This is a genomic window from Palleronia sediminis (genome assembly GCF_004358695.1).
Lineage (GTDB): Bacteria > Pseudomonadota > Alphaproteobacteria > Rhodobacterales > Rhodobacteraceae > Palleronia > Palleronia sediminis.
This window is the reverse complement of record NZ_SNAA01000008.1, coordinates 104,737-124,965: the sequence shown is the minus strand read 5'-3', so window position 1 is coordinate 124,965 and position 20,229 is coordinate 104,737. Positions and strand designations below refer to the sequence as shown.

The 20,229-nt window shown below is 67.2% G+C and carries 20 protein-coding genes; 10 read left to right on the top strand and 10 right to left on the bottom strand.

What is annotated here, in order from left to right; genetic code table 11:
- Positions 1-126: 126 nt before the first annotated feature.
- The 8 genes from E2L08_RS08925 (at position 127) to E2L08_RS08890 (ending at position 9,671) form a co-directional block, all read left to right on the top strand.
- Positions 127-1,701, top strand: a complete 1,575-nt coding sequence (locus tag E2L08_RS08925; protein ID WP_133396726.1) for a Re/Si-specific NAD(P)(+) transhydrogenase subunit alpha — start codon at positions 127-129, stop codon at positions 1,699-1,701.
- 12 nt (positions 1,702-1,713) lie between these two features.
- Entirely contained in the window at positions 1,714-3,207 is a 1,494-nt protein-coding gene (locus E2L08_RS08920; RefSeq protein WP_133396725.1) for an NAD(P)(+) transhydrogenase (Re/Si-specific) subunit beta, read from the top strand.
- A 114-nt stretch (positions 3,208-3,321) separates the two neighbouring features.
- Positions 3,322-4,944: a glycerol-3-phosphate dehydrogenase gene (gene glpD, locus E2L08_RS08915; protein WP_133396724.1), complete on the top strand. Its 1,623-nt coding sequence runs from the start codon at positions 3,322-3,324 to the stop codon at positions 4,942-4,944.
- Between the two features lie 75 nt (positions 4,945-5,019).
- Positions 5,020-6,507 carry a glycerol kinase GlpK gene (glpK, locus tag E2L08_RS08910; protein ID WP_133396723.1) on the top strand — a complete coding sequence of 496 codons (1,488 nt, stop codon included), beginning with the start codon at positions 5,020-5,022 and terminating at the stop codon, positions 6,505-6,507.
- 115 nt (positions 6,508-6,622) lie between these two features.
- Positions 6,623-7,249: an ATP-dependent Clp protease proteolytic subunit gene (locus E2L08_RS08905; protein WP_133396722.1), complete on the top strand. Its 627-nt coding sequence runs from the start codon at positions 6,623-6,625 to the stop codon at positions 7,247-7,249.
- A gap of 124 nt (positions 7,250-7,373) precedes the next feature.
- The gene (gene clpX, locus E2L08_RS08900; protein ID WP_133396721.1) at positions 7,374-8,636 is read left to right on the top strand and encodes an ATP-dependent Clp protease ATP-binding subunit ClpX; all 1,263 of its coding nucleotides are present in this window, start codon (positions 7,374-7,376) and stop codon (positions 8,634-8,636) included.
- Positions 8,637-8,784: 148 nt separating this feature from the next.
- Complete coding sequence (locus tag E2L08_RS08895) at positions 8,785-9,168, top strand: NADH:ubiquinone oxidoreductase subunit NDUFA12 (RefSeq protein ID WP_133396720.1); 384 nt, start codon at positions 8,785-8,787, stop codon at positions 9,166-9,168.
- Positions 9,165-9,671 (top strand): DUF2155 domain-containing protein, encoded by a 507-nt coding sequence (locus E2L08_RS08890; RefSeq protein WP_133396719.1) that lies wholly within the window; start codon positions 9,165-9,167, stop codon positions 9,669-9,671. Before E2L08_RS08895 ends, E2L08_RS08890 begins: the two co-directional genes overlap by 4 nt.
- Here the strand turns inward: E2L08_RS08890 and aat are convergent.
- The 4 genes from aat to E2L08_RS08870 all read right to left on the bottom strand — a co-directional run bounded on the left by aat (position 9,638) and on the right by E2L08_RS08870 (position 12,454).
- Positions 9,638-10,279 carry a leucyl/phenylalanyl-tRNA--protein transferase gene (gene aat, locus E2L08_RS08885; protein WP_133396718.1) on the bottom strand — a complete coding sequence of 214 codons (642 nt, stop codon included), beginning with the start codon at positions 10,277-10,279 and terminating at the stop codon, positions 9,638-9,640. The genes E2L08_RS08890 and aat overlap by 34 nt on opposite strands.
- Positions 10,280-11,626 (bottom strand): acetyl-CoA carboxylase biotin carboxylase subunit, encoded by a 1,347-nt coding sequence (gene accC, locus E2L08_RS08880; RefSeq protein WP_133396717.1) that lies wholly within the window; start codon positions 11,624-11,626, stop codon positions 10,280-10,282.
- 7 nt (positions 11,627-11,633) lie between these two features.
- Entirely contained in the window at positions 11,634-12,122 is a 489-nt protein-coding gene (accB, locus tag E2L08_RS08875) for an acetyl-CoA carboxylase biotin carboxyl carrier protein (protein ID WP_133396716.1), read from the bottom strand.
- Between the two features lie 83 nt (positions 12,123-12,205).
- Complete coding sequence (locus tag E2L08_RS08870) at positions 12,206-12,454, bottom strand: hypothetical protein (RefSeq protein ID WP_133396715.1); 249 nt, start codon at positions 12,452-12,454, stop codon at positions 12,206-12,208.
- Between the two features lie 203 nt (positions 12,455-12,657).
- Here E2L08_RS08870 and E2L08_RS16990 point away from each other — a divergent pair, with 203 nt between their 5' ends.
- On the top strand, positions 12,658-13,044 hold the full coding sequence (locus tag E2L08_RS16990; RefSeq protein ID WP_168771096.1) for a hypothetical protein: 387 nt from the start codon (positions 12,658-12,660) through the stop codon (positions 13,042-13,044).
- Entirely contained in the window at positions 13,041-13,883 is an 843-nt protein-coding gene (locus E2L08_RS08860) for an urea carboxylase-associated family protein (RefSeq protein ID WP_240758174.1), read from the top strand. Before E2L08_RS16990 ends, E2L08_RS08860 begins: the two co-directional genes overlap by 4 nt.
- Here the strand turns inward: E2L08_RS08860 and E2L08_RS08855 are convergent.
- The 6 genes from E2L08_RS08855 to E2L08_RS08830 form a co-directional block, all read right to left on the bottom strand.
- Positions 13,880-14,224, bottom strand: a complete 345-nt coding sequence (locus E2L08_RS08855; protein WP_133396712.1) for a hypothetical protein — start codon at positions 14,222-14,224, stop codon at positions 13,880-13,882. The genes E2L08_RS08860 and E2L08_RS08855 overlap by 4 nt on opposite strands.
- Before the next feature lie 73 nt (positions 14,225-14,297).
- Positions 14,298-16,247, bottom strand: a complete 1,950-nt coding sequence (gene acs, locus E2L08_RS08850; protein ID WP_133396711.1) for an acetate--CoA ligase — start codon at positions 16,245-16,247, stop codon at positions 14,298-14,300.
- Positions 16,248-16,294: 47 nt separating this feature from the next.
- Positions 16,295-17,059, bottom strand: coding sequence for an ABC transporter ATP-binding protein (locus tag E2L08_RS08845; protein WP_133396710.1), 765 nt, complete (start codon positions 17,057-17,059; stop codon positions 16,295-16,297).
- A gap of 40 nt (positions 17,060-17,099) precedes the next feature.
- Positions 17,100-17,858 (bottom strand): ABC transporter ATP-binding protein, encoded by a 759-nt coding sequence (locus E2L08_RS08840; protein ID WP_133396709.1) that lies wholly within the window; start codon positions 17,856-17,858, stop codon positions 17,100-17,102.
- A gap of 12 nt (positions 17,859-17,870) precedes the next feature.
- On the bottom strand, positions 17,871-19,034 hold the full coding sequence (locus tag E2L08_RS08835; protein ID WP_133396758.1) for a branched-chain amino acid ABC transporter permease: 1,164 nt from the start codon (positions 19,032-19,034) through the stop codon (positions 17,871-17,873).
- 104 nt (positions 19,035-19,138) lie between these two features.
- Positions 19,139-20,170, bottom strand: coding sequence for a branched-chain amino acid ABC transporter permease (locus tag E2L08_RS08830; protein WP_133396708.1), 1,032 nt, complete (start codon positions 20,168-20,170; stop codon positions 19,139-19,141).
- Between the last annotated feature and the right edge of the window lie 59 nt (positions 20,171-20,229).

The following is a 20,229-nucleotide window of genomic DNA, read 5'->3' as shown; positions in this document are numbered from 1 at the left end:
GGCCCGTGGACTGGCGGCGGACAGGGTGCGACAGATCGTATCGCGGCGCGCTTGCGAAAGATTGTTGCGGGGCATAGACGGGACGGGCCATATCTTCACGGTCGCGCGATCCAGAGGGGGACGGGAATGAAACTAGGTGTCATCGGGGAAACGGCCCCGAACGAGGCGCGGGTCGCCCTGACCCCGGCATCGGCCGAGGCGATCGCCAAGCTCGGCCATTCCTGCATCGTCGAATCGGGCGCGGGCGCGCGGGCCGATTTCACCGACGAGGCCTATCGCGCCGCTGGGGTCGAAGTGCTGGACGACGCGCAGGCGGTGTTCGCCGCCGCCGACGTGATCGCCAAGGTGCAGCCCCCGACCGAGGCCGAGGTCGACATGCTGCGCGAGGGGCAGACGCTGATCTCGTTCTTCTACCCCGCCCAGAACGAGGCCTTGATGAAACGCGCGGCCGAGCGCGGCGCGACCGTCATGGCGATGGACATGGTGCCGCGGATCAGCCGCGCGCAGAAGATGGACGCGCTGAGCTCGATGGCCAATATCGCGGGCTATCGCGCCGTGATCGAGGCGGCCAACAATTTCGGCCGCTTCCTCACCGGCCAGATCACCGCCGCCGGCAAGGTGCCGCCGGCGCGCGTGCTGGTCGTGGGCGCGGGCGTCGCGGGGCTCGCGGCCATCGGCACGTCGACCAGCCTCGGCGCGATCACGCTCGCCTTCGACGTGCGCCCCGAGGTGGCCGAGCAGGTCGGCTCCATGGGGGCGGAGTTCGTCTATCTCGATTTCGACGAGGCCACGACCGACGGCGCCGAGACCGGCGGCTATGCCGCGCCCTCGAGCCCCGAGTTCCGCGAGGCCCAGCTTGCGCGGTTCCGCGAACTGGCGCCCACCGTCGATATCGTCGTCACCACCGCGCTGATTCCCAACCGCGAGGCGCCCGAGCTCTGGACCGAGGACATGGTCCGCTCGATGAAGCCCGGCTCGGTCATCGTCGATCTCGCGGCGGAAAAGGGCGGCAACTGCAAGCTCACCGTCAAGGACGAGCGCATCGTCACCGATAACGGCGTGGTCATCATCGGCTATACCGATTTCCCCAGCCGCATGGCCACGCAAAGCTCGACCCTCTTCGCGACGAACATCCGGCACATGCTGGCCGATCTGACCCCCGAGAAGGACGGGCGGATCGTCCACGACATGGAGGACGACGTGATCCGCGGCGCCACCGTCGCGCATGGCGGCGAGGTGACATGGCCGCCGCCGGCGCCCAAGACGCGCGCCATCGCGGCCCAGCCCAAGCGCGAGAAGGCCCGCGAACTCACCCCCGAGGAACGCCGCGCGGCCGAGGTCGAAGCGTTCCGCGCCCAGACCAAGAGCCAGGTCACGATGCTGGCCGCGGGCGGCGCGCTGGTGCTGCTGGCAGGGCTCTTCACGCCGGCCTCGTTCATGCAGCATTTCATCGTCTTCATGCTGGCCTGTTTCGTCGGGTTCCAGGTCATCTGGGGCGTCGCGCATTCGCTGCACACGCCGCTGATGGCGGTCACGAACGCGATCTCGTCGATCATCATCCTGGGCGCGATCCTGCAGATCGGGTCAGGCAGTTTCCTGGTGATCCTGCTGGCGGCATTGTCGGTCTTCATGGCGGGCATCAACATATTCGGCGGTTTCATGGTGACGCGGCGCATGCTCGCCATGTTCCAGAAGTCGTAAGGGGCAGGGATCATGGAACTCGGATTCACCAACGCGGCCTACGTGGTCGCAGCCGTCCTGTTCATCCTGTCGCTGGGCGGGCTGTCGGGGCAGGAATCGGCCAAGCGCGCGGTCTGGTACGGCATCGCGGGCATGGCAATCGCGGTGCTGGCCACGCTGATCGGGCCCGGTGCGGGGCTGTGGCTTCTGTCTATCGTGCTGATCGGCGCGGGCGGGGTCATCGGCTGGCAGCTCGCCAACCGGGTGCAGATGACGCAGATGCCCGAGCTGGTCGCGGCCATGCACAGCCTCGTCGGGCTCGCCGCCGTGTTCGTCGGCTTCAACGCCCATATCGAGATCGGCCGCGTCGCGACGGCCTTTGCCGAGGCGGGGCTCGCCTTTCCGCGCGGCTATGCCGAGACGCCCGAGGCCGCGCTGGCCGGGGCCATCGTCGCCGACAGCTTCCGCGGCTTCGGCGCGGTGGTGGCCAAGAAGATCCCGGTCGAGATCACGATCCTCCAGATCGAGCTGTTCCTCGGGGTCTTCATCGGCGCGATCACCTTTACCGGGTCCGTCATCGCCTATGGCAAGCTCGCCGGCCGGGTGAACTCGGCCGCAAAGCAACTGCCCGGCGGGCACATGCTGAACGCGGTCGCGGCCACGGTCGCGGTGCTCTGCCTGTTCTGGTACGTCGCGGGCGGCGGAGCCTTTCCGCTGATCCTGATGACGCTGGCCGCGCTTTTCATCGGCTATCACCTCATCATGGGGATCGGCGGCGCCGACATGCCCGTGGTCGTGTCGATGCTGAACAGCTATTCGGGTTGGGCCGCGGCCGCGATCGGCTTTTCGCTCGGCAACGACCTGCTGATCGTCGTGGGCGCGCTGGTCGGCTCGTCGGGCGCGATCCTCAGCTACATCATGTGCAAGGCGATGAACCGGTCCTTCGTGTCGGTGATCCTCGGCGGATGGGGCGGCAGCGCGGGCGAGCAGATGGCGGTCGAGGGCGAACAGGTCGCCATCGACGCCGATGGCGTGGCGACCGCTTTGCAGGAGGCCGACAGCGTCGTGATCGTGCCGGGCTACGGCATGGCGGTGGCGCAGGCGCAATCGGCGGTAGCCGAGCTGACGCGCAAGCTGCGCGACGAGGGCAAGACGGTGCGTTTCGCCATCCACCCCGTCGCCGGACGCCTGCCGGGTCACATGAACGTGCTGCTGGCCGAGGCCAAGGTGCCTTACGACATCGTGCTCGAGATGGACGAGATCAACGAGGACTTCCCCGATACCGATGTCGTGATCGTCATCGGCTCGAACGATATCGTCAACCCGGCCGCGCAGGACGATCCGAACTCGCCCATCGCGGGGATGCCCGTGCTCGAGGTGTGGAAGGCCAAGCAGGTCTTTGTCAGCAAGCGCGGGCAGGGGACGGGCTATTCGGGCATCGAGAACCCGCTGTTCTTCAAGGAGAACACGCGCATGTTCTACGGCGATGCCAAGGACAGCGTGACCGCGCTGCTGCAAAAGCTCTAGACGCCGGGAGGCGTCGGCGGGGCGGGCGTCGCGGCCGGTGGGTCGCGGCGCCCCCTGCCATTTCGGGCCGTCCGCCCTATGATCGACCTGAAACCACCCGAGGGGAGGACCGACATGACCACGACCGTGGATCGCCACGTCTTCGACCTGTTCGTCATCGGCGGCGGCGTCAACGGAACCGGGATCGCGCGCGACGCGCAGGGGCGCGGCCTGTCGGTGGCGCTGGCCGAAAAGGGCGATCTGGCCGAGGCGACCTCGTCCAAATCGACCAAGCTGTTCCATGGCGGGCTGCGCTATCTCGAGTTTTTCGAGTTCGGGCTGGTGCGCAAGGCGCTGATCGAGCGCGAGACGCTGCTCAAGGCGATGCCGCATATCTCGTGGCCGATGCGTTTCGTGCTGCCCTACAGCCCCGACATGCGGTTCGAGGGCGAGACGCCGACCTCGAAACTGCTCAATCGCGCCATGCCCTGGATGAAGGGGCGGCGGCCCGATTGGCTGATCCGCATGGGGCTGTTTCTTTATGATAATCTCGGCGGGCGCCAATATCTGCCCGGCACCAGGACGCTCGACCTCAGGACCGCCCCCGAGGGGCGCCCGTTGCAGGACCGTTTCGCCAAGGCCTACGAATACAGCGATTGCTGGGTCGAGGATTCGCGGCTCGTCGTGCTGAACGCGCGCGATGCCGAGGCGCGGGGCGCCACGATCATGACCCGCTCGAAGGTGGTCGAGGCCAGCCGCGAGGGCGATGTCTGGCGCATCCAGGTCGAGGATGTCGAGACCGGCGCGCAAAGCGACCACATGGCCCGCGCGCTGGTCAATGCGGGCGGCCCCTGGGTCGAGAATGTCGTGCGCAACACGGTGCGGATGAACAGCTCGGAAGGGGTGCGGCTTGTGCGCGGCAGCCATATCGTCGTGCGCCGCCTGTTCGACCACGACAAGGCCTATTTCTTTCAGGGCGAGGACGGGCGGATCATCTTTGCCATCCCCTACGAGACCGATTTTACCCTGATCGGCACCACCGACAAGGATCACGGGCAGGATCCTTCGGTGCCCGCCGAGGCCAGCGCCGAGGAAAAGCGATACCTCTGCCGCTTTGCCTCGAGCTACTTCAAGAAAGAGGTGACGCCCGAGGATATCGTCTGGACCTATTCGGGGGTGCGCCCGCTCTACGATGACGGCGCCAAATCGGCGACGGCTGCGACGCGCGACTATGTGCTGAGCCTCGACGCGGGGCCGGCCACGGACGGGCCGCTCGGGTCCGAGCCGCCGATCCTCAGCATCTTCGGCGGCAAGATCACCACCTATCGCAAGCTCGCCGAGCAGGCCATCGCCAAGCTCGCGCCGTTCTTTCCGGGCCTGCCGGGCGACTGGACGGCGGGCGTGGCGCTTCCGGGCGGGGATTTCGAGGTGAACGGCGCCGATGCGCTCGCCGCGCGGCTGCGCGAGGCGCATCCGTTCCTCGACGGCTACTGGGCGCGGCGGCTGGTGCGGGCCTATGGCACCGAGGCGCGGCAGATCTGCGCCGGTGCGGGGACGGCGGCCGAAATGGGCCGCGATTTCGGCGGCACCCTGACCGAGGCCGAGGTGCGGTGGCAGATGGAACACGAATACGCTCGCCGCGCCGAGGATGTCGTGTGGCGCCGCACCAAGCTGGGCCTGCGCATGACGCCCGAGCAGATCGACGCGCTCGACCGCTGGATGCAGCAGGAGCGGCGCAGCCGGCAGGCCGCCGAATAGCGGCGCGCCCCAAGGGTTTACGCGACCGTCGCGCGCGGTATCATGACGCGCACGCCACGAGGGAGGGGGGCTTTCATGCCGTATATCATGGCCATCGACCAGGGCACGACGTCGAGCCGGGCGATCCTGTTCGATGCCGGCATGAAGATCGTGGCTCAGGCCCAGGAAGAGTTCGAACAGCATTTTCCCGATTCCGGCTGGGTGGAGCACGACCCCTCGGATCTCTGGGCCTCGACCGCGGCGGTCTGCCGCTCGGCCATCGAAAAGGCGGGCATCCCCGAGCGCGAGATCGCGGGCATCGGCATCACCAACCAGCGCGAGACGGTCGTGGTCTGGGAAAAGGACACCGGCCGCGCCGTGCACCGCGCCATCGTCTGGCAGGATCGCCGCACCGCCGGGATCTGCCGCGATCTCAAGGAGGCGGGATACGAGGATACGGTGATCGAAAAGACCGGGCTGCTGCTCGATCCGTATTTCTCGGGCACCAAGCTGAAATGGATCCTCGATCACGTCGAGGGCGCGCGCGAGCGGGCGCGCCGGGGCGAATTGCTGTTCGGCACGGTCGACACCTACCTGATCTGGCGCATGACCGGCGGGCGGGCGCATGTCACAGATGCCACGAATGCCTGCCGGACGCTGCTTTACGACAGCTTCAAGGGGCGCTGGTCCTCGACGATCTGCAAGATGCTCGACATCCCGATGGAGATGCTGCCCGAGGTGCGCGACAGCGCGGGCGAGTTCGGCATGACGCGGCACGACCTCTTCGGCCACGAGATCCCCATTCTGGGCGTCGCGGGCGACCAGCAGGCGGCCACGATCGGGCAGGCCTGTTTCGAGCCGGGGATGCTGAAATCGACCTATGGCACGGGCTGTTTTGCGCTGCTCAATACCGGCGAGACGGCGGTGCGCTCGGGCAACCGGCTGCTGACGACGGTGGCCTACCAGCTGAACGGCAAGCCGACCTATGCGCTCGAGGGATCGATCTTTGTCGCCGGCGCGGTGGTGCAATGGCTGCGCGACGGGCTCAAGATCATCCGCGCGGCCTCCGAGACGCAGGCCCTGGCCGAGAGGGCGGACGACCTGCAGGACGTGGTGCTCGTGCCCGCCTTCGTGGGGCTGGGCGCGCCCTACTGGAATGCCGAGTGCCGGGGCGCGATCTACGGGCTCACCCGCGGGTCGGGCCCCGAGGAATTCGCCCGCGCGGCCCTGCAATCGGTGGGCTACCAGACGCGCGACCTGCTCGAGGCGATGCGTTCGGACTGGCAGGACATGGACGATCCGCGCACGCTGCGCGTCGATGGCGGGATGAGCGCGTCGGACTGGGCGATGCAGTTTCTCAGCGACATCATCGGCGCCAAGGTCGACCGCCCCGAAGTTGTCGAGACCACGGCGCTGGGGGCTGCGTGGCTGGCCGGCATGACGGCCGGGATCTATCCCGACAAGGCCGGTTTTGCCGCCCAATGGAAGCTGGAGCGCACCTTCGAACCCGCGATGGACGACGCGGCGCGGGCGGCGAAATACGACCGCTGGAAACGCGCGGTGGCCGCGACGATGTCGGTCTGAGCGGGCGGTCGGGCGATTTGCCTCGCGGGGCTGCCCTTGCGGGTGGGTGGGGGCGATAATAAGACTCTGTCAATCAAGGCAGGTCATACAGGCCAGGCCAAGGAACGGAGCAGGCATGATCGACCCCACCGCTTATTTCACGAACAACCTCGTCCCCATGGTGGTCGAACAGACCAGCCGCGGCGAACGCGCCTACGACATTTTCTCGCGCCTGCTGAAAGAGCGGATCGTTTTCGTGAACGGCCCCGTTCACGATGGCATGAGCAACCTCGTCGTCGCGCAGCTCCTCCATCTCGAGGCCGAGAACCCGAAAAAGGAAATCTCGATGTATATCAACTCCCCCGGCGGGGCCGTTCATGCCGGGATGTCGATATACGACACGATGCAGTATATCCGCCCGGCGGTCTCGACGCTGGTCTGCGGCATGGCGGCCTCGATGGGGTCTGTGATCGCGGTCGGCGGCGAAAAGGGGATGCGGTTCTCGCTGCCCAATTCCGAGATCATGGTCCACCAGCCCTCGGGCGGGTCGCAGGGCATGGCCGAGGATATCCTGATCTCGGCCCGCCATATCGAGCGGACGCGCGAAGTGCTCTACAAGCTCTACATGAAGCATACGGGACAGGACTACGAGACGGTGCAGCGCGCGCTGGACCGCGACAAGTGGATGACCCCGCAAGAGGCCAAGGACTGGGGCCATATCGACGAGATCGTCGAGAACCGGGCCAAGCCCGACGCCGAGTGACGGCGGATTTTTAGCGATTGCGACCGGTCCGACGCTCCCCTAGGGTCGGGACGGTCACCGAAGCACGGGAAAGCGCCCCCGCGGCACCCCAAATCTGCGGGCCCAAAGGCCCCGAAGGACGAGCATGGCGAACAATTCCGGCGACAGTAAGAACACACTCTATTGCTCCTTCTGCGGCAAGAGCCAGCACGAGGTCCGAAAGCTCATCGCCGGCCCGACGGTGTTCATCTGCGACGAATGCGTCGAGCTGTGCATGGACATCATCCGCGAAGAGACCAAGAGCACCGGTCTGAAATCCTCGGACGGGGTGCCCACGCCCAAGGAAATCTGCGACGTTCTCGACGATTACGTGATCGGCCAGCAGATGGCCAAGCGGGTGCTGTCGGTCGCGGTGCACAACCACTACAAGCGGCTCAACCACGCCGGAAAGACCGATATCGAGCTGGCGAAATCCAACATCATGCTCGTCGGCCCGACCGGCTGCGGCAAGACGCTGCTCGCCCAGACGCTCGCGCGGATCATCGACGTGCCCTTTACCATGGCCGACGCGACCACCCTGACCGAGGCCGGCTATGTCGGCGAGGATGTGGAGAACATCATCCTCAAGCTGCTTCAGGCGAGCGAGTACAACGTCGAGCGCGCGCAGCGCGGCATCGTCTATATCGACGAGGTCGACAAGATCACGCGCAAGTCGGACAATCCCTCGATCACCCGCGACGTCTCGGGCGAGGGGGTGCAGCAGGCGCTGCTCAAGATCATGGAGGGCACCGTCGCCAGCGTCCCGCCGCAGGGCGGCCGCAAGCATCCCCAGCAGGAGTTCCTGCAGGTCGACACGACGAATATCCTGTTCATCTGCGGCGGCGCCTTTGCGGGGCTGGAAAAGATCATCGCGCAGCGCGGCAAGGGCTCGGCCATCGGGTTCGGCGCGGATGTGAAATCGGCCGAGGATCGCGGCACCGGCGAATTGCTGACCGAGCTCGAGCCCGAGGATCTGTTGAAATTCGGCCTGATCCCCGAATTCGTCGGCCGCCTGCCGGTGATCGCGACGCTCGAGGATCTCGACGAGGATGCGCTGGTCACGATCCTGACCAAGCCCAAGAACGCGCTGGTCAAGCAGTATCAGCGCCTGTTCGAGCTCGAGAACGTGCAGCTCACCTTTACCGAGGATGCGCTGACCGCCATCGCCAAGCGCGCGATCGAACGCAAGACCGGCGCGCGCGGCCTGCGCTCGATCATGGAGGACATCCTGCTCAACACGATGTTCGACCTGCCGGGCATGGACAGCGTCGAAGAGGTCGTCGTCAACGAAGAGGCCGTGACCTCGGACGCGCAACCGCTGATGATCCACGCGGAAACGTCCAAGAAAAAGCCCGCGACCGCGGGGTGAGGATCGGCGGGGCGGTGCCGCCCCGCCGCCTCCGACGCGCGGGATACGGCCGGGCCGCGATCGCGGCCTTTCGGACCACGCGCGGCCGCTGGACGCGCCTTGCGACATGCGCCATATCCGTTTCACCCGACGCGACGAGGAGCGTGCGATGAGCATCACGAGAAGTATCCTGCAAGCGTTCACGTGGTGGCACGGATCGACCCTGCTCACCCGTCTGAACACCTGGCGGAAGGGTGTGAAGGTCGGCGAGGACGAGGCCGGGAACGTCTATTACACCGACCGCGAGAACAAGCGGCGCTGGGTGATGTTCAACGGCGAGGCCGAGTCGAGCCGGGTCGGCCCCGAATGGCACGGCTGGCTGCACCACACCTTTGCCGAGCCGCCGACCGAACGCCCGCTGGTGCGCAAATCCTGGGAAAAGCCCCATCTGCCGAACCTGACCGGAACGCCCGCGGCCTATGCGCCGGCGGGCTCGATCCGCAAGCCGCAGCCCAAGGCGCGGTCGGATTACGAGGCGTGGAGCCCCGAATGACCCCCGCCGCCCGCGCGCTGGCCTGTGTGGCGCTGGCGCTGTGGCCGCTGACGGCCGCCGCGCAGGACGAGTTGCCGAGCTTCGAGGAAACGCCGCCCGGCGACGAGAACGGCTCGATCTTCGAGGGGGCCGAAGAGCTGTTCGGCGACCCCGACGATCCGTTCGGCCTCAACAGCCAACGCATCATCACGGAAGAGCAGCGCGCCCGCGTTGCCAGCGGCCGCGGCGCGGTGCTGCGCACGCTCGACAAGCTGACCGGCGCGGTGCGCGACGTGGAGCTTGCCTCGGGCCAGAGCGCGCAGATCGGGCGGCTGAGCGTGACGCTGTCCGATTGCCGCTATCCCGAGACCAATCCGGGCGGCAACGCCTATGCGTGGCTCTCGATCCGCACGCGCGACACCGGGCAGGACGCCTTTGCGGGGTGGATGGTGGCCGCCAGCCCGGCGCTGAACGCGCTCGAACATCCGCGTTATGACGTCTGGGTCCTGCGCTGCATCACCTGAGCGGGCAGGGCTTCGGGCGGGGCGGGATCGAACCGGGCGCGGCGTGCGATCGCCTCGGCCAGTTGCGCACGGTAGTCCTCGCGCGGGATCTCGACGGCGCCGAGCGTGGCGAGATGGGGCGTGATGAACTGCGTGTCGAACAGCCGGAACCCGCCCTCGCGCAGCCGGTCGACCAGATAGACCAGCGCGATCTTGGACGCATCGGTGCGGCGCGAGAACATCGATTCGCCGAAAAAGGCGCCGCCGATGGCGATGCCGAAGACCCCGCCGACAAGGGCGTCACCCTCCCATAGCTCGATGGAATGGGCAAAGCCCCCGGCGTGCAGGGCGGAATAGATCTCGACCAGCGGGGCGTTGATCCAGGTTTCGGCGCGGTCGGCACAGCCCGCGACGACCCCCGCGAAATCCCGGTCATAGCTGACCGCAAAGGGCCGCGCCCGGATGCGCCGGGCAAGCGAGCGCGAGACATGCAGCCCGTCGAGCGGCAGGATGCCGCGCATCCGCGGCTCCACCCAGAACACGTCGGCCGCGTCGCGATGATCGGCCATCGGAAAGATGCCCCGCATATAGGCTTGCAGGACGATCTCGGGCGTCAGCGCCGGGGTCATTCAGCCCAGGTGGCTTTCCAGCCAATGCTCGAGCCAGTGGATGTTGTAATCACCCTTGAGGATGTCGGGCTCGTCCAGCAGCGCGTGGAACAGCGGCACGGTGGTCTCGACCCCGTCGACGATCAGCTCGCCCAGTGCGCGCTTGAGCCGGGCCAGCGCCTCGGGGCGGTCGGCGCCATGCACGATCAGCTTGCCGATGAGCGAATCGTAATAGGGCGGGATGCGGTAGCCGTCGTAAAGGGCGCTGTCCATCCGCACCCCCAGCCCGCCGGGAGCGTGGTACTGCGTGATCCGGCCGGGGCTCGGCGTGAAATTGGGCAGCTTTTCGGCGTTGATCCGCACCTCGATGGCGTGGCCCCGCGGCACGAGATCCTCCTGCACGAAGGACATTTCCTCGCCGGCGGCGACGCGGATCTGTTCGCGCACCAGATCGACGCCGTAGACGGCCTCGGTCACGGGATGCTCGACCTGGAGGCGGGTGTTCATCTCGATGAAATAGAACTCGCCGTTCTCATAGAGAAACTCGACCGTGCCGGCGCCGGAATAGCCAAGCTCGGCCACGGCATTGGCGCAGGTGGCGCCGATCCGGGCGCGTTCCTCGGCGGTGATGGCGGGGCCGGGCGCTTCTTCGAGGACCTTCTGGTGGCGCCGCTGGAGCGAACAGTCGCGTTCGCCCAGGTGCACGGCGCGACCGCGCCCGTCGCCGAAAACCTGCACCTCGATATGGCGCGGCGTGCCGAGATATTTCTCGATATACACCTCGTCATTGCCAAAGGCCGCCTTGGCCTCGGCGCGGGCGGTCTGGAACGCGCTTTCGATCTCGTCCTCGCTGCGCGCAAGCTTCATCCCGCGACCGCCGCCGCCGGCGGTGGCCTTGACGATGACGGGATAGCCGAACTCGTCGGCGACCCGGCGCGCGGCGTCGATATCGGGCACGCCGCCATCCGATCCGGGCACGCAGGGCACGCCCAGCGCCTTCATCGTGTCCTTGGCGGTGATCTTGTCGCCCATTACGCGGATATGCTCGGCGCGGGGGCCGATGAATGTCAGCTCGTGATCCTCGACGATCTGAACGAAGCTCGCGTTTTCCGACAGGAAGCCGTAGCCGGGATGGATCGCCTGCGCGCCCGACACCTCGCAGGCCGAGATGATGGCCGGGAAGTTGAGATAGCTCTGCGCGGCGGCGGGCGGCCCGATACAGACGGATTCGTCGGCCATGCGCACATGCATGGCGTCGGCATCGGCGGTGGAATGCACCGCGACGCTGCGAATCCCCATTTCACGGGCGGCCCGGATGACGCGAAGCGCGATCTCGCCGCGGTTGGCGATCAGGATCTTGTCGAACATGAGGGGATCAGCCCAGGATCACGAGGGGGGCGCCGTATTCGACCGGCGCGCCGTCCTCGACCAGGATCTGCCGGACCACGCCCGACCGGGGGGCGGGGATGTGGTTCATCGTCTTCATGGCCTCGACGATCAGGATGGTCTGCCCCTCGGTGACGGCATCGCCGACAGAGACGAAGGGTTTGGCATCGGGTTCGGGCGACAGGTAGCAGGTCCCGACCATGGGCGACGTGACCGCGCCCGGATCGCTCGCGGGATCGGCCGGGGCCGTATCGGCGGCCGGGGCGGCCTGGGGTGCGGCGGGGGCCGCGACCTGCACCGGGGCGGGCTGGGCCACGGGCGCGGGGGCCTGCGGCTGCACGCGCGAGATATGCACGTCGAGCGCATCGTCCTCGCCATAATCGCGCTTGACCCGAAGTTCGGTCAGATCGTTGTCGCGCAGGAGTTCCGCGAGCGACCGGATAAAGGCCACGTCGGAGTCGTGCGGGGTGTCGGTCATACGGTCCTCGTTCGCTGGCCCGCGCGGGGCGATCGGACGACCTATAGGGCAGGGCGCGCCCGGTTGGAAGTCGCGCCGAACGCTCAGAGCCGCAGGTCGATCCGCCCCGGTGCCGCGCCCGCGTCGCGCGGATCGGGGCCCTGCCGCGCCTCCGCCCCCTCGCCGGGCGGCGGCAGGGGCGGCCGCGAGGCGATGCGCAGCGCCTGCAACTGGTCGAGATCGAAGGCGGGCGCGGGGCCGGTGGGGATGTCGGCGATCTCGCGGCGGGTCGGGGGGAGCGCGGCGCGGGGGCCGGCGATCCCGCTGCCGGGGAAAAATGGCGCGTCGATCATTTTTCGTCCCCCGTGTTTACCTCTCATCAATCTACGCCCGCCCGGTTAACGAGGTGTGAATATCTCGAATGCCCTGCATCTTTTTGCGGGTGTGGCGTCGGGGCCTGACCGCGCGGGGGCGGGGCCGCGGCGTCTTGACCGCCCCGTCTGGCCTGATAGCGTTCGGTCCGGGGGAATGGCCCCCGAGCGATTTTGGGGGCCCGATGACCTTTCGATTGACGATGATGCTGCCCGTGACGGGCCTGTTGCTGTCCGCCTGTGTCGAAACCGCCGCGATCCCGGTCGTGCCCCAGGGCGGGGCGATCCTGCCGCCCGCGCCGCCGCCGCCCGTGACCTCGCCCGAGCCGGAGCTGCCCGATCCGGCGCCCCAGCCCGCGCCGACCCCCGCGCCGCCCACCGGCGGGACGATCACCGGCACGGTTCCGCCCGATGCGTCGCCGCGTGCCATCGCCGCGCTGCCGCCGGGAATGAGCCCCAGTTTCCTCATCCGTGGGGCCGATGGATGCTATGGCATCGCGCTCGAGAACAACGATCCGCCGACGGGCATCCCGCTGCGCGACGCAAGCGGCGCGCCCATCTGCGATACGTGAGCGCGCCCGCCGACGCCGATGCGCGCCGGGCCGTCGCGCCGGTGATCTGCTATCCGACCGATACGCTGCCCGCGCCCGATCCCGACGCCATCGCCGCCCATCTGGAGGGCGCCGAGCCGATCGGGCGTGTCGACGTTCCGCCGCGCGACGCGCGCGCCATCCGGGTGCCGCGCGGCACGCTGCTGCGGATCTCGTGCCCCGAAGGCGCGCAGGTCGGCGACCTCAATCTCTTTGCCCAGGGCAATCTCGACGAGCGGTTCTTTGCCGGCAAGACGCGGGCGCTGCACGGCACGCATCTCGATGTGGGCGCGCGGATGTGGTCGTGCTTTCCCTATCTGCGGCCGATGGCGACGCTGGTGGCCGACAGTCTCGACTGGTACGGCACCGATCCGTTCGGCGGGCGGGTGCACGACGTGATCGGCACGCGCTGCGATCCCTATACGGCGCGGCTGCTGGGCGGGGGCGACTATCACCACTGCTGCCATTCCAACCTGACCCGCGCGCTTGCCGCGGCCGAGGGGATCGCGCCCGACCGGGCCGAGGCGCTGGTGCATGACGTGCTCAACGTCTTCATGTGCACGGGCTTCACCGCCGTCGAAGGCCTCTATTTCATGAAGGCGAGCCCCGCGCGCAAGGGCGACCGCATCGACCTCCTGGCCGAGATCGACCTGTTGGCCGTGCTCAGCGCCTGTCCGGGCGGCGATTGCGGATCGGCCCATTCCAGCGATACGGCCACCTGTCACCCCCTGCGGATGGAGGTGCTGTCGCCCGGCGCCGAACGTGCCGCCGCCTGGCCCGAGCCGCCCGTGAACGCCTATGACCGCAGCCACGGGCTCTAACCCGTTTTGCCGCCAGTGCCCGCGTCTTTGATCGCCTCGGGCAGGGCGTGCCACCACTCGGCATAGCTGGAGTTCCAGGGCGCGCGGCCGCCCTCGTCGGGGGCTCCGTCGTCCCACCAGACCGGGCCGCGTTCGCCGAGCTCGCGCTTGGCTGCATCGACGCGGGCGCGGGCCTCGCTGGGGTCGTCCCCGTCGCCGATGCGTCCGATATCGCGCCGCGCCTGCATCAGCCGCTTGATCGCCGCGCGGCGCGTCGTGTCGTCCAGCCGCGGATCGGTCTTGCGCCAGAGCCGCCCCCTGGACACGAAATAACGCCCGTCGGGCGTCTCGGGATATTCCATGGCCACGATCCCGCCCCCCCGGTGTCACCGCGGCCCGCCCCGGTGTCGGGGCGGGCCGCGAAAGCCTGCCGGTTCAGCGGTTGAGGCGATGGGCGATCAGGTCGTCGACCACCTCGGGCTCGGCGAGGGTCGAGGTGTCGCCGATATTGTCGTGATCGTTCTCGGCCACCTTGCGCAGGATGCGGCGCATGATCTTGCCCGAGCGCGTCTTGGGCAGGCCGGGCGCGAACTGGATCAGGTCGGGCTTGGCGATCGGGCCGATCTCGTTGCGGACCCAGTCGGACAGGGTCTTTTTCAGCTCGTCCGAGGGGTCGAGCCCGCTCATCAGGGTGACATAGGCATAGATGCCCTGCCCCTTGACGGGGTGCGGATAGCCGACCACCGCCGCCTCGCTCACGGCCTCGTGGGCGACCAGCGCGCTTTCGACCTCGGCGGTGCCCATGCGGTGCCCCGAGACGTTGATGACGTCGTCCACCCGGCCGGTGATCCAGTAATAGCCGTCGGCGTCGCGCCGGCAGCCGTCGCCCGAAAAGTAATAGCCCTTGTATTGCTGGAAATAGGTCGCCTCGAACCGGCTGTGATCGCCGTAGACGGTGCGCATCTGCCCCGGCCAGCTATCGGCAAGGCACAGCACGCCCTCGGCCTCGGTCGCGGTCTTGACCTCGCCGCTTTCGGCGTCGAGCACCACGGGCCTGATCCCGAAGAACGGCAGCGTGGCCGAGCCCGGCTTGGTCGGCGTGGCGCCGGGCAGGGGGGTCAGCAGGTGGCCGCCGGTCTCGGTCTGCCACCAGGTATCGACGATGGGCACGCGGCCCTTGCCGACGACGGTGTTGTACCAGTTCCAGGCCTCGGGGTTGATCGGCTCGCCTACCGTGCCCAGCACCTTGAGCGAGGACAGGTCGTAGGGTTCGACGAACGCGTCGCCCTTGCCCATCAGCGCGCGGATGGCGGTGGGGGCGGTGTAGAACTGCGCGACCTTGTGGCGCTCGACCTCCATCCAGCAGCGGCCGGCATCGGGATAGGTCGGCACGCCCTCGAACATGACGGTCGTGGCGCCGTTGGCGAGCGGGCCATAGACGATATAGCTGTGTCCCGTGACCCAGCCCACGTCGGCGGTGCACCAGAACACGTCGCCCGACTTGTAGTCGAACGTGTATTCATGCGTCATCGAGGCATAGACGAGATAGCCGCCGGAGGTATGCACGACGCCCTTGGGCTGACCGGTCGAGCCCGAGGTATAGAGCACGAAAAGCGGATCCTCGGCGGCCATCTCCTCGGGCGGGCAGACATCGTCGACCTCGGCCTCCATCTCGTGAAGCCAATGGTCGAGCCCGTCGCGCCACGCGACCTGCTGGCCGGTGCGCTTGACCACGAGACACTGCACGTCGTTGTAATCGTTCAGCAGCGCCTTGTTCACGTTGTCCTTGAGGTTGGTGACGCGCCCGCCGCGCGGGGCGCCGTCGGCGGTGATGACAACGCGTGCGTCGCAGCCATTGACCCGCGCCCCCAGCGCATCGGGCGAGAACCCCGCAAAGACGACCGAGTGGACGGCCCCGATCCGCGCGCAGGCCAGCATCGCATAGGCCGCCTGCGGGATCATCGGCATGTAGATGACGACGCGGTCGCCCTTTTTCACGCCCATCTTCTTGAGCACGTTGGCGAACTTGCCGACATGGCTGGCAAGCTGCTGATAGCTGATATGCTGCGCCTCGTCCCCGGCCTCGTCGGGAATCCACAGTATCGCCGTCTGGTCGCCGCGATCCTTGACGTGACGGTCGATGCAGTTGGCCGCGACGTTCAGCGTGCCGTCCTCGAACCACTTGATCGAGACGTTGCCGAACTCGAACGAGGTATCCTTGACCTTGCTGTAGGGCTTGATCCAGTCGATGCGCTGGCCGTGCTTGCGCCAGAACGCCTCGGGGTCGTCGATCGAGGCGGCGTACATCTCGTCATAGCGGGCGCGGTCGACATGGGCCTGGGCCGCGAAATCGTCGCTGGGGGGGAAGGTGGCGTCTTCGGCCATGGGATCTGTCCCTTTCCTTGTCTGTGCGTAGTGGCGCAAAGCCGGTGTCAGATCGCGAGATACTCGGCCCGAAGCGCCTCGTTCTCAAGCACCTCCTGGGCCGATCCGTCATAGACCACCGACCCGGTATCGAGAATCACCGCCCGGTCGGCGAGTTTCAGCGCCGCGATGGCGTTCTGCTCGACGAGGATCGTGGTGATGCCCTGGTCGCGGATGATGTTCAGCGTCTTGGCGATCTCCTGCACGATGACGGGCGCGAGCCCCTCGTAGGGTTCGTCGAGCAACAGCACCTTGATGTCGCGGCAGAGCGCGCGCCCGATGGACAGCATCTGCTGCTCGCCGCCCGACAGGGTCACGCCCTCCTGCTTGCGGCGTTCGCCGAGCCGCGGGAACAGGTCGTAGATCCGGTCGATCGACCAGCCCCTGGGCGGGGCGATCTGGGCCAGTTGCAGGTTCTCCTCGACCGTCAGGCCGGGGATGATGCGCCGGTCCTCGGGGACGAGCGCGATCCCTGCCGCCGCCGCCTCGTGGCTGCGCATCTCGTGCAGCGGTTTGTGGTCGAGCCAGATCTCGCCGTGTTTCAGCGCGGGCGTGTCGAGCCGCGCGATGGTGCGCAGGGTCGAGGTCTTGCCCGCCCCGTTGCGCCCCAGCAGCGCGAGGATCTCGCCCTCGTGGACGTTGAAGCTGATGTTCTGGACGATGTAGCTTTCGCCGTAATAGGCCTCGACGTTCCAGACCGACAGAAAGGCCGGCGCGGTGGCGGCGTGGTTGGCGTTGGGGTCGAACCCTTCGGGCACGATGGGCTTGTTCATCTCGGTTCCTTTCCCGGTTTCCGGGCGAAAAATCGCGTCCTCAGACTTCGGCCTCGCCCAGATACGCCTCGCGCACCTTGGGGTGGCCCTTGATCTTGTCGGGGGTATCCTCGACCAGCGGCGTGCCCTGCGCCAGCACCGTGATCCGGTCGGCGAGCGAGAACACCACGTGCATGTCGTGTTCGATGATGCACATGGTGATGTCGCGCCGCGCCTTGATCTGCTTGAGCAGTTCGATGGTGTTGTTCGTGTCGGCGCGCGCCATGCCCGCGGTCGGCTCGTCCAGAAGCAGCAGCTTGGGCGTCTGGCTCAGGCACATCGCCATCTCGAGCCGGCGCTTGTCGCCGCGCGACAGCGAACTGGCGACGATATCGCGCTTTTCGAGCATGTTGACCTCGGCCAGCATCGACTCGGCCTGGTCGACGATATCGGTCTCGGCGGCCACGCTTTCGATGGCGTGCATCCGGAACGCCCCGTCGCGCTTGGCGAAACAGGGGATCATCACGTTCTCGAACACGGTCAGGTCGCCGAAGATCTCGGGCGTCTGAAAGACCCGGCTGATGCCCATCTGGTTGATCTCGTGGGGTTTGCGGCCCAGCACGGACTGGCCGTCGAACATCACCGACCCGGTATCGGGGATCAGCTTGCCGATGAGGCAGTTGAGCAGCGTCGACTTGCCCGCCCCGTTCGGGCCGATGATCGCGTGGCAGGTGTTCTCGGCCACGCTGAGGTTCACGTCGCCCAGGGCCTGAAGGCCGCCGAAGCGCTTGTTGACGTTCTTGACTTCAAGGATGCCCATGATGCGCCCCCCTCACTCGACATTGCGTTTTGCGGCGGCGCGGGCCTCGGCCCCGCCGGCCTTGCGGTCGCGCCGGAACACCGAGGCGATGCGCTGCCCGCCCTCGACCAGCCCGCCGGGCAGGAAGATGACCACCAGCATGAACAGCAGGCCCAGCGTCAGGTGCCAGCCCTTGCCGACGAAGGGGTGAACGATGCCCACCAGCAGATCCTCGATGCCGTCGGGCATGAAGGCGAACCACTGGTGCAGCACCCCGTCGTTGATCTTGGAGAAGATGTTCTCGAAATACTTGATGAGGCCCGCGCCCAGGACCGGGCCGATCAGCGTTCCGGCCCCGCCGAGAATGGTCATCAGCACCACCTCGCCGCTGGCCGTCCACTGCATCCGCTCGGCGCCCGCAAGCGGGTCCATCGAGGCCATCAGCCCTCCCGCGAGACCGGCATACATCCCCGAGATCACGAAGGCCGCCAGCGTGTAGGGCCGGGAGTTCAGCCCGGTATAGTTCATGCGCTGCTGGTTCGACTTGACCGCCCGCAGCATCATGCCGAAGGGCGAGCGGAAGATGCGGATGGCGAGATAGAAGGCCAGCACCATCACCACGGCGCAGACATAATAGCCGAAGTTCAGGTCGAAGCTCCACCCGCCGAGACGCAGCGTCTCGGTGGCGCGCATCTCGAGCCCGAAGAGATGCGGGATGCTGGGCGCGTCGGCCGACTGGAGGTATTGCGGATCGGAGGTATAGACCTGCAACCCGGTCTCGCCGTTGGTGATGGGGGTCAGCACCGAATAGGCCAGCGCAAAGCTCATCTGCGCGAAGGCCAGCGTGAGGATCGAGAAATAGATCCCCGACCGGCGCAGCGAGATATAGCCGATCACGAGCGAGAACAGCCCCGCCACGATCACCGACAGCACCAGCCCCGGCACGATGTTGTAGCCGAGCAGCTTGAACATCCACACCGCCGAATAGCTGCCCACCCCGAGAAAGGCCGCATGGCCGAAGGACAGGTAGCCGGTCAGACCGAACAGGATGTTGAAGCCGATGGCGAAGATCCCGAAGATCACGAAGCGCTGCATCAGGTCGGGATAGCCCGCGTTGAACTGCGCCATGCCCGAGGTCGCGGGAAACGGGTTGAGGATGAAGGGGGCGGCCAGCGTCAGGAAGAGGACGATGCCCATCAGGGTGATGTCGCGTCCGCGCAATCCCAGGACGCCCTGCGACTTGCGGCGGGCCCGCGTCGTGGCGGGGCCGGCGGCGGTGTGTTGGGTCTGGTCGGTCATGATTATTCCTCCATCACGCCCTTGCGGCCCATGAGCCCGCGGGGACGGGTCAGCAGCACGACGATGGCAACGAGGTAGATGATGATCTGGTTGATGCCGGGCACGAGGTTGATGGCCCAGGCGGTCGAGGCAAAGCTTTCGAGGATGCCCAGCAGGAACCCCGCGAGCACGGCGCCCGGCAGGCTGCCCATGCCGCCGACGACGACCACCACGAAGCTGAGGACGAGGAAATCCATCCCCATGTGGTAGTTCGGCGGGTTGATCGGCGTGTACATCACGCCCGCCAGCCCCGCGACGGCGGCGGCGATGCCGAACATGATGGTGAACCGCTTGTCGATGTCGATGCCCAGCAGGCCGACGGTCTCACGGTCGGCCATGCCGGCGCGCACCACCATCCCGAAGGTCGTGAATTGCAGGAAGCCGAAGACCGCGGCGATCACCGTCAGCGAGAAGATGAAATAGACCGCGCGCCAGATCGGATAGATCACGGCATTCGCCTCGAAGCCCAGCAGCGCGCCGAAATCGAACGACCCGCGGAACAGCTCGGGCGCGGGGGTCGGGATCGGGTTCGCGCCGTAGAAATACTTGATGACCTCCTGCAGCACGATGGCCAGCCCGAAGGTCACGAGGATCTGGTCGGCATGGGGGCGCTTGTAGAAATGCTTGATGAGGCCGCGCTCCATCACGAGGCCCACGACCAGCATCACCGGGATCGCGAAGAGGATCGACAGCGGCACGGTCCAGTCGATGATAGCCGCGCCGAATTCGGGCCCGAACAGCCATTCGGCATAGGGTGTCTCGACCTTCATCGGATTGCCGAGGAAATCGGTCCGGGTCTCGTCGATGGTGGTGAAGCTCAGCGACAGCAGGCGCGACAGCGTCACCGCGCAAAAGGCGCCGATCATGAACAGCGCGCCGTGGGCGAAGTTCACCACGCCCAGCGTTCCGAAGATGAGGGTCAGCCCCAGGGCGATCAGCGCATAGGCCGAGCCCTTGTCGAGGCCGTTCAGGATTTGAAGAAAGATGGCGTCCATGGTCGGGGCCCCGGCAATGAGAGATGGGCGCGGCGCCCCGCGCGGGGGCGTCGCCATGT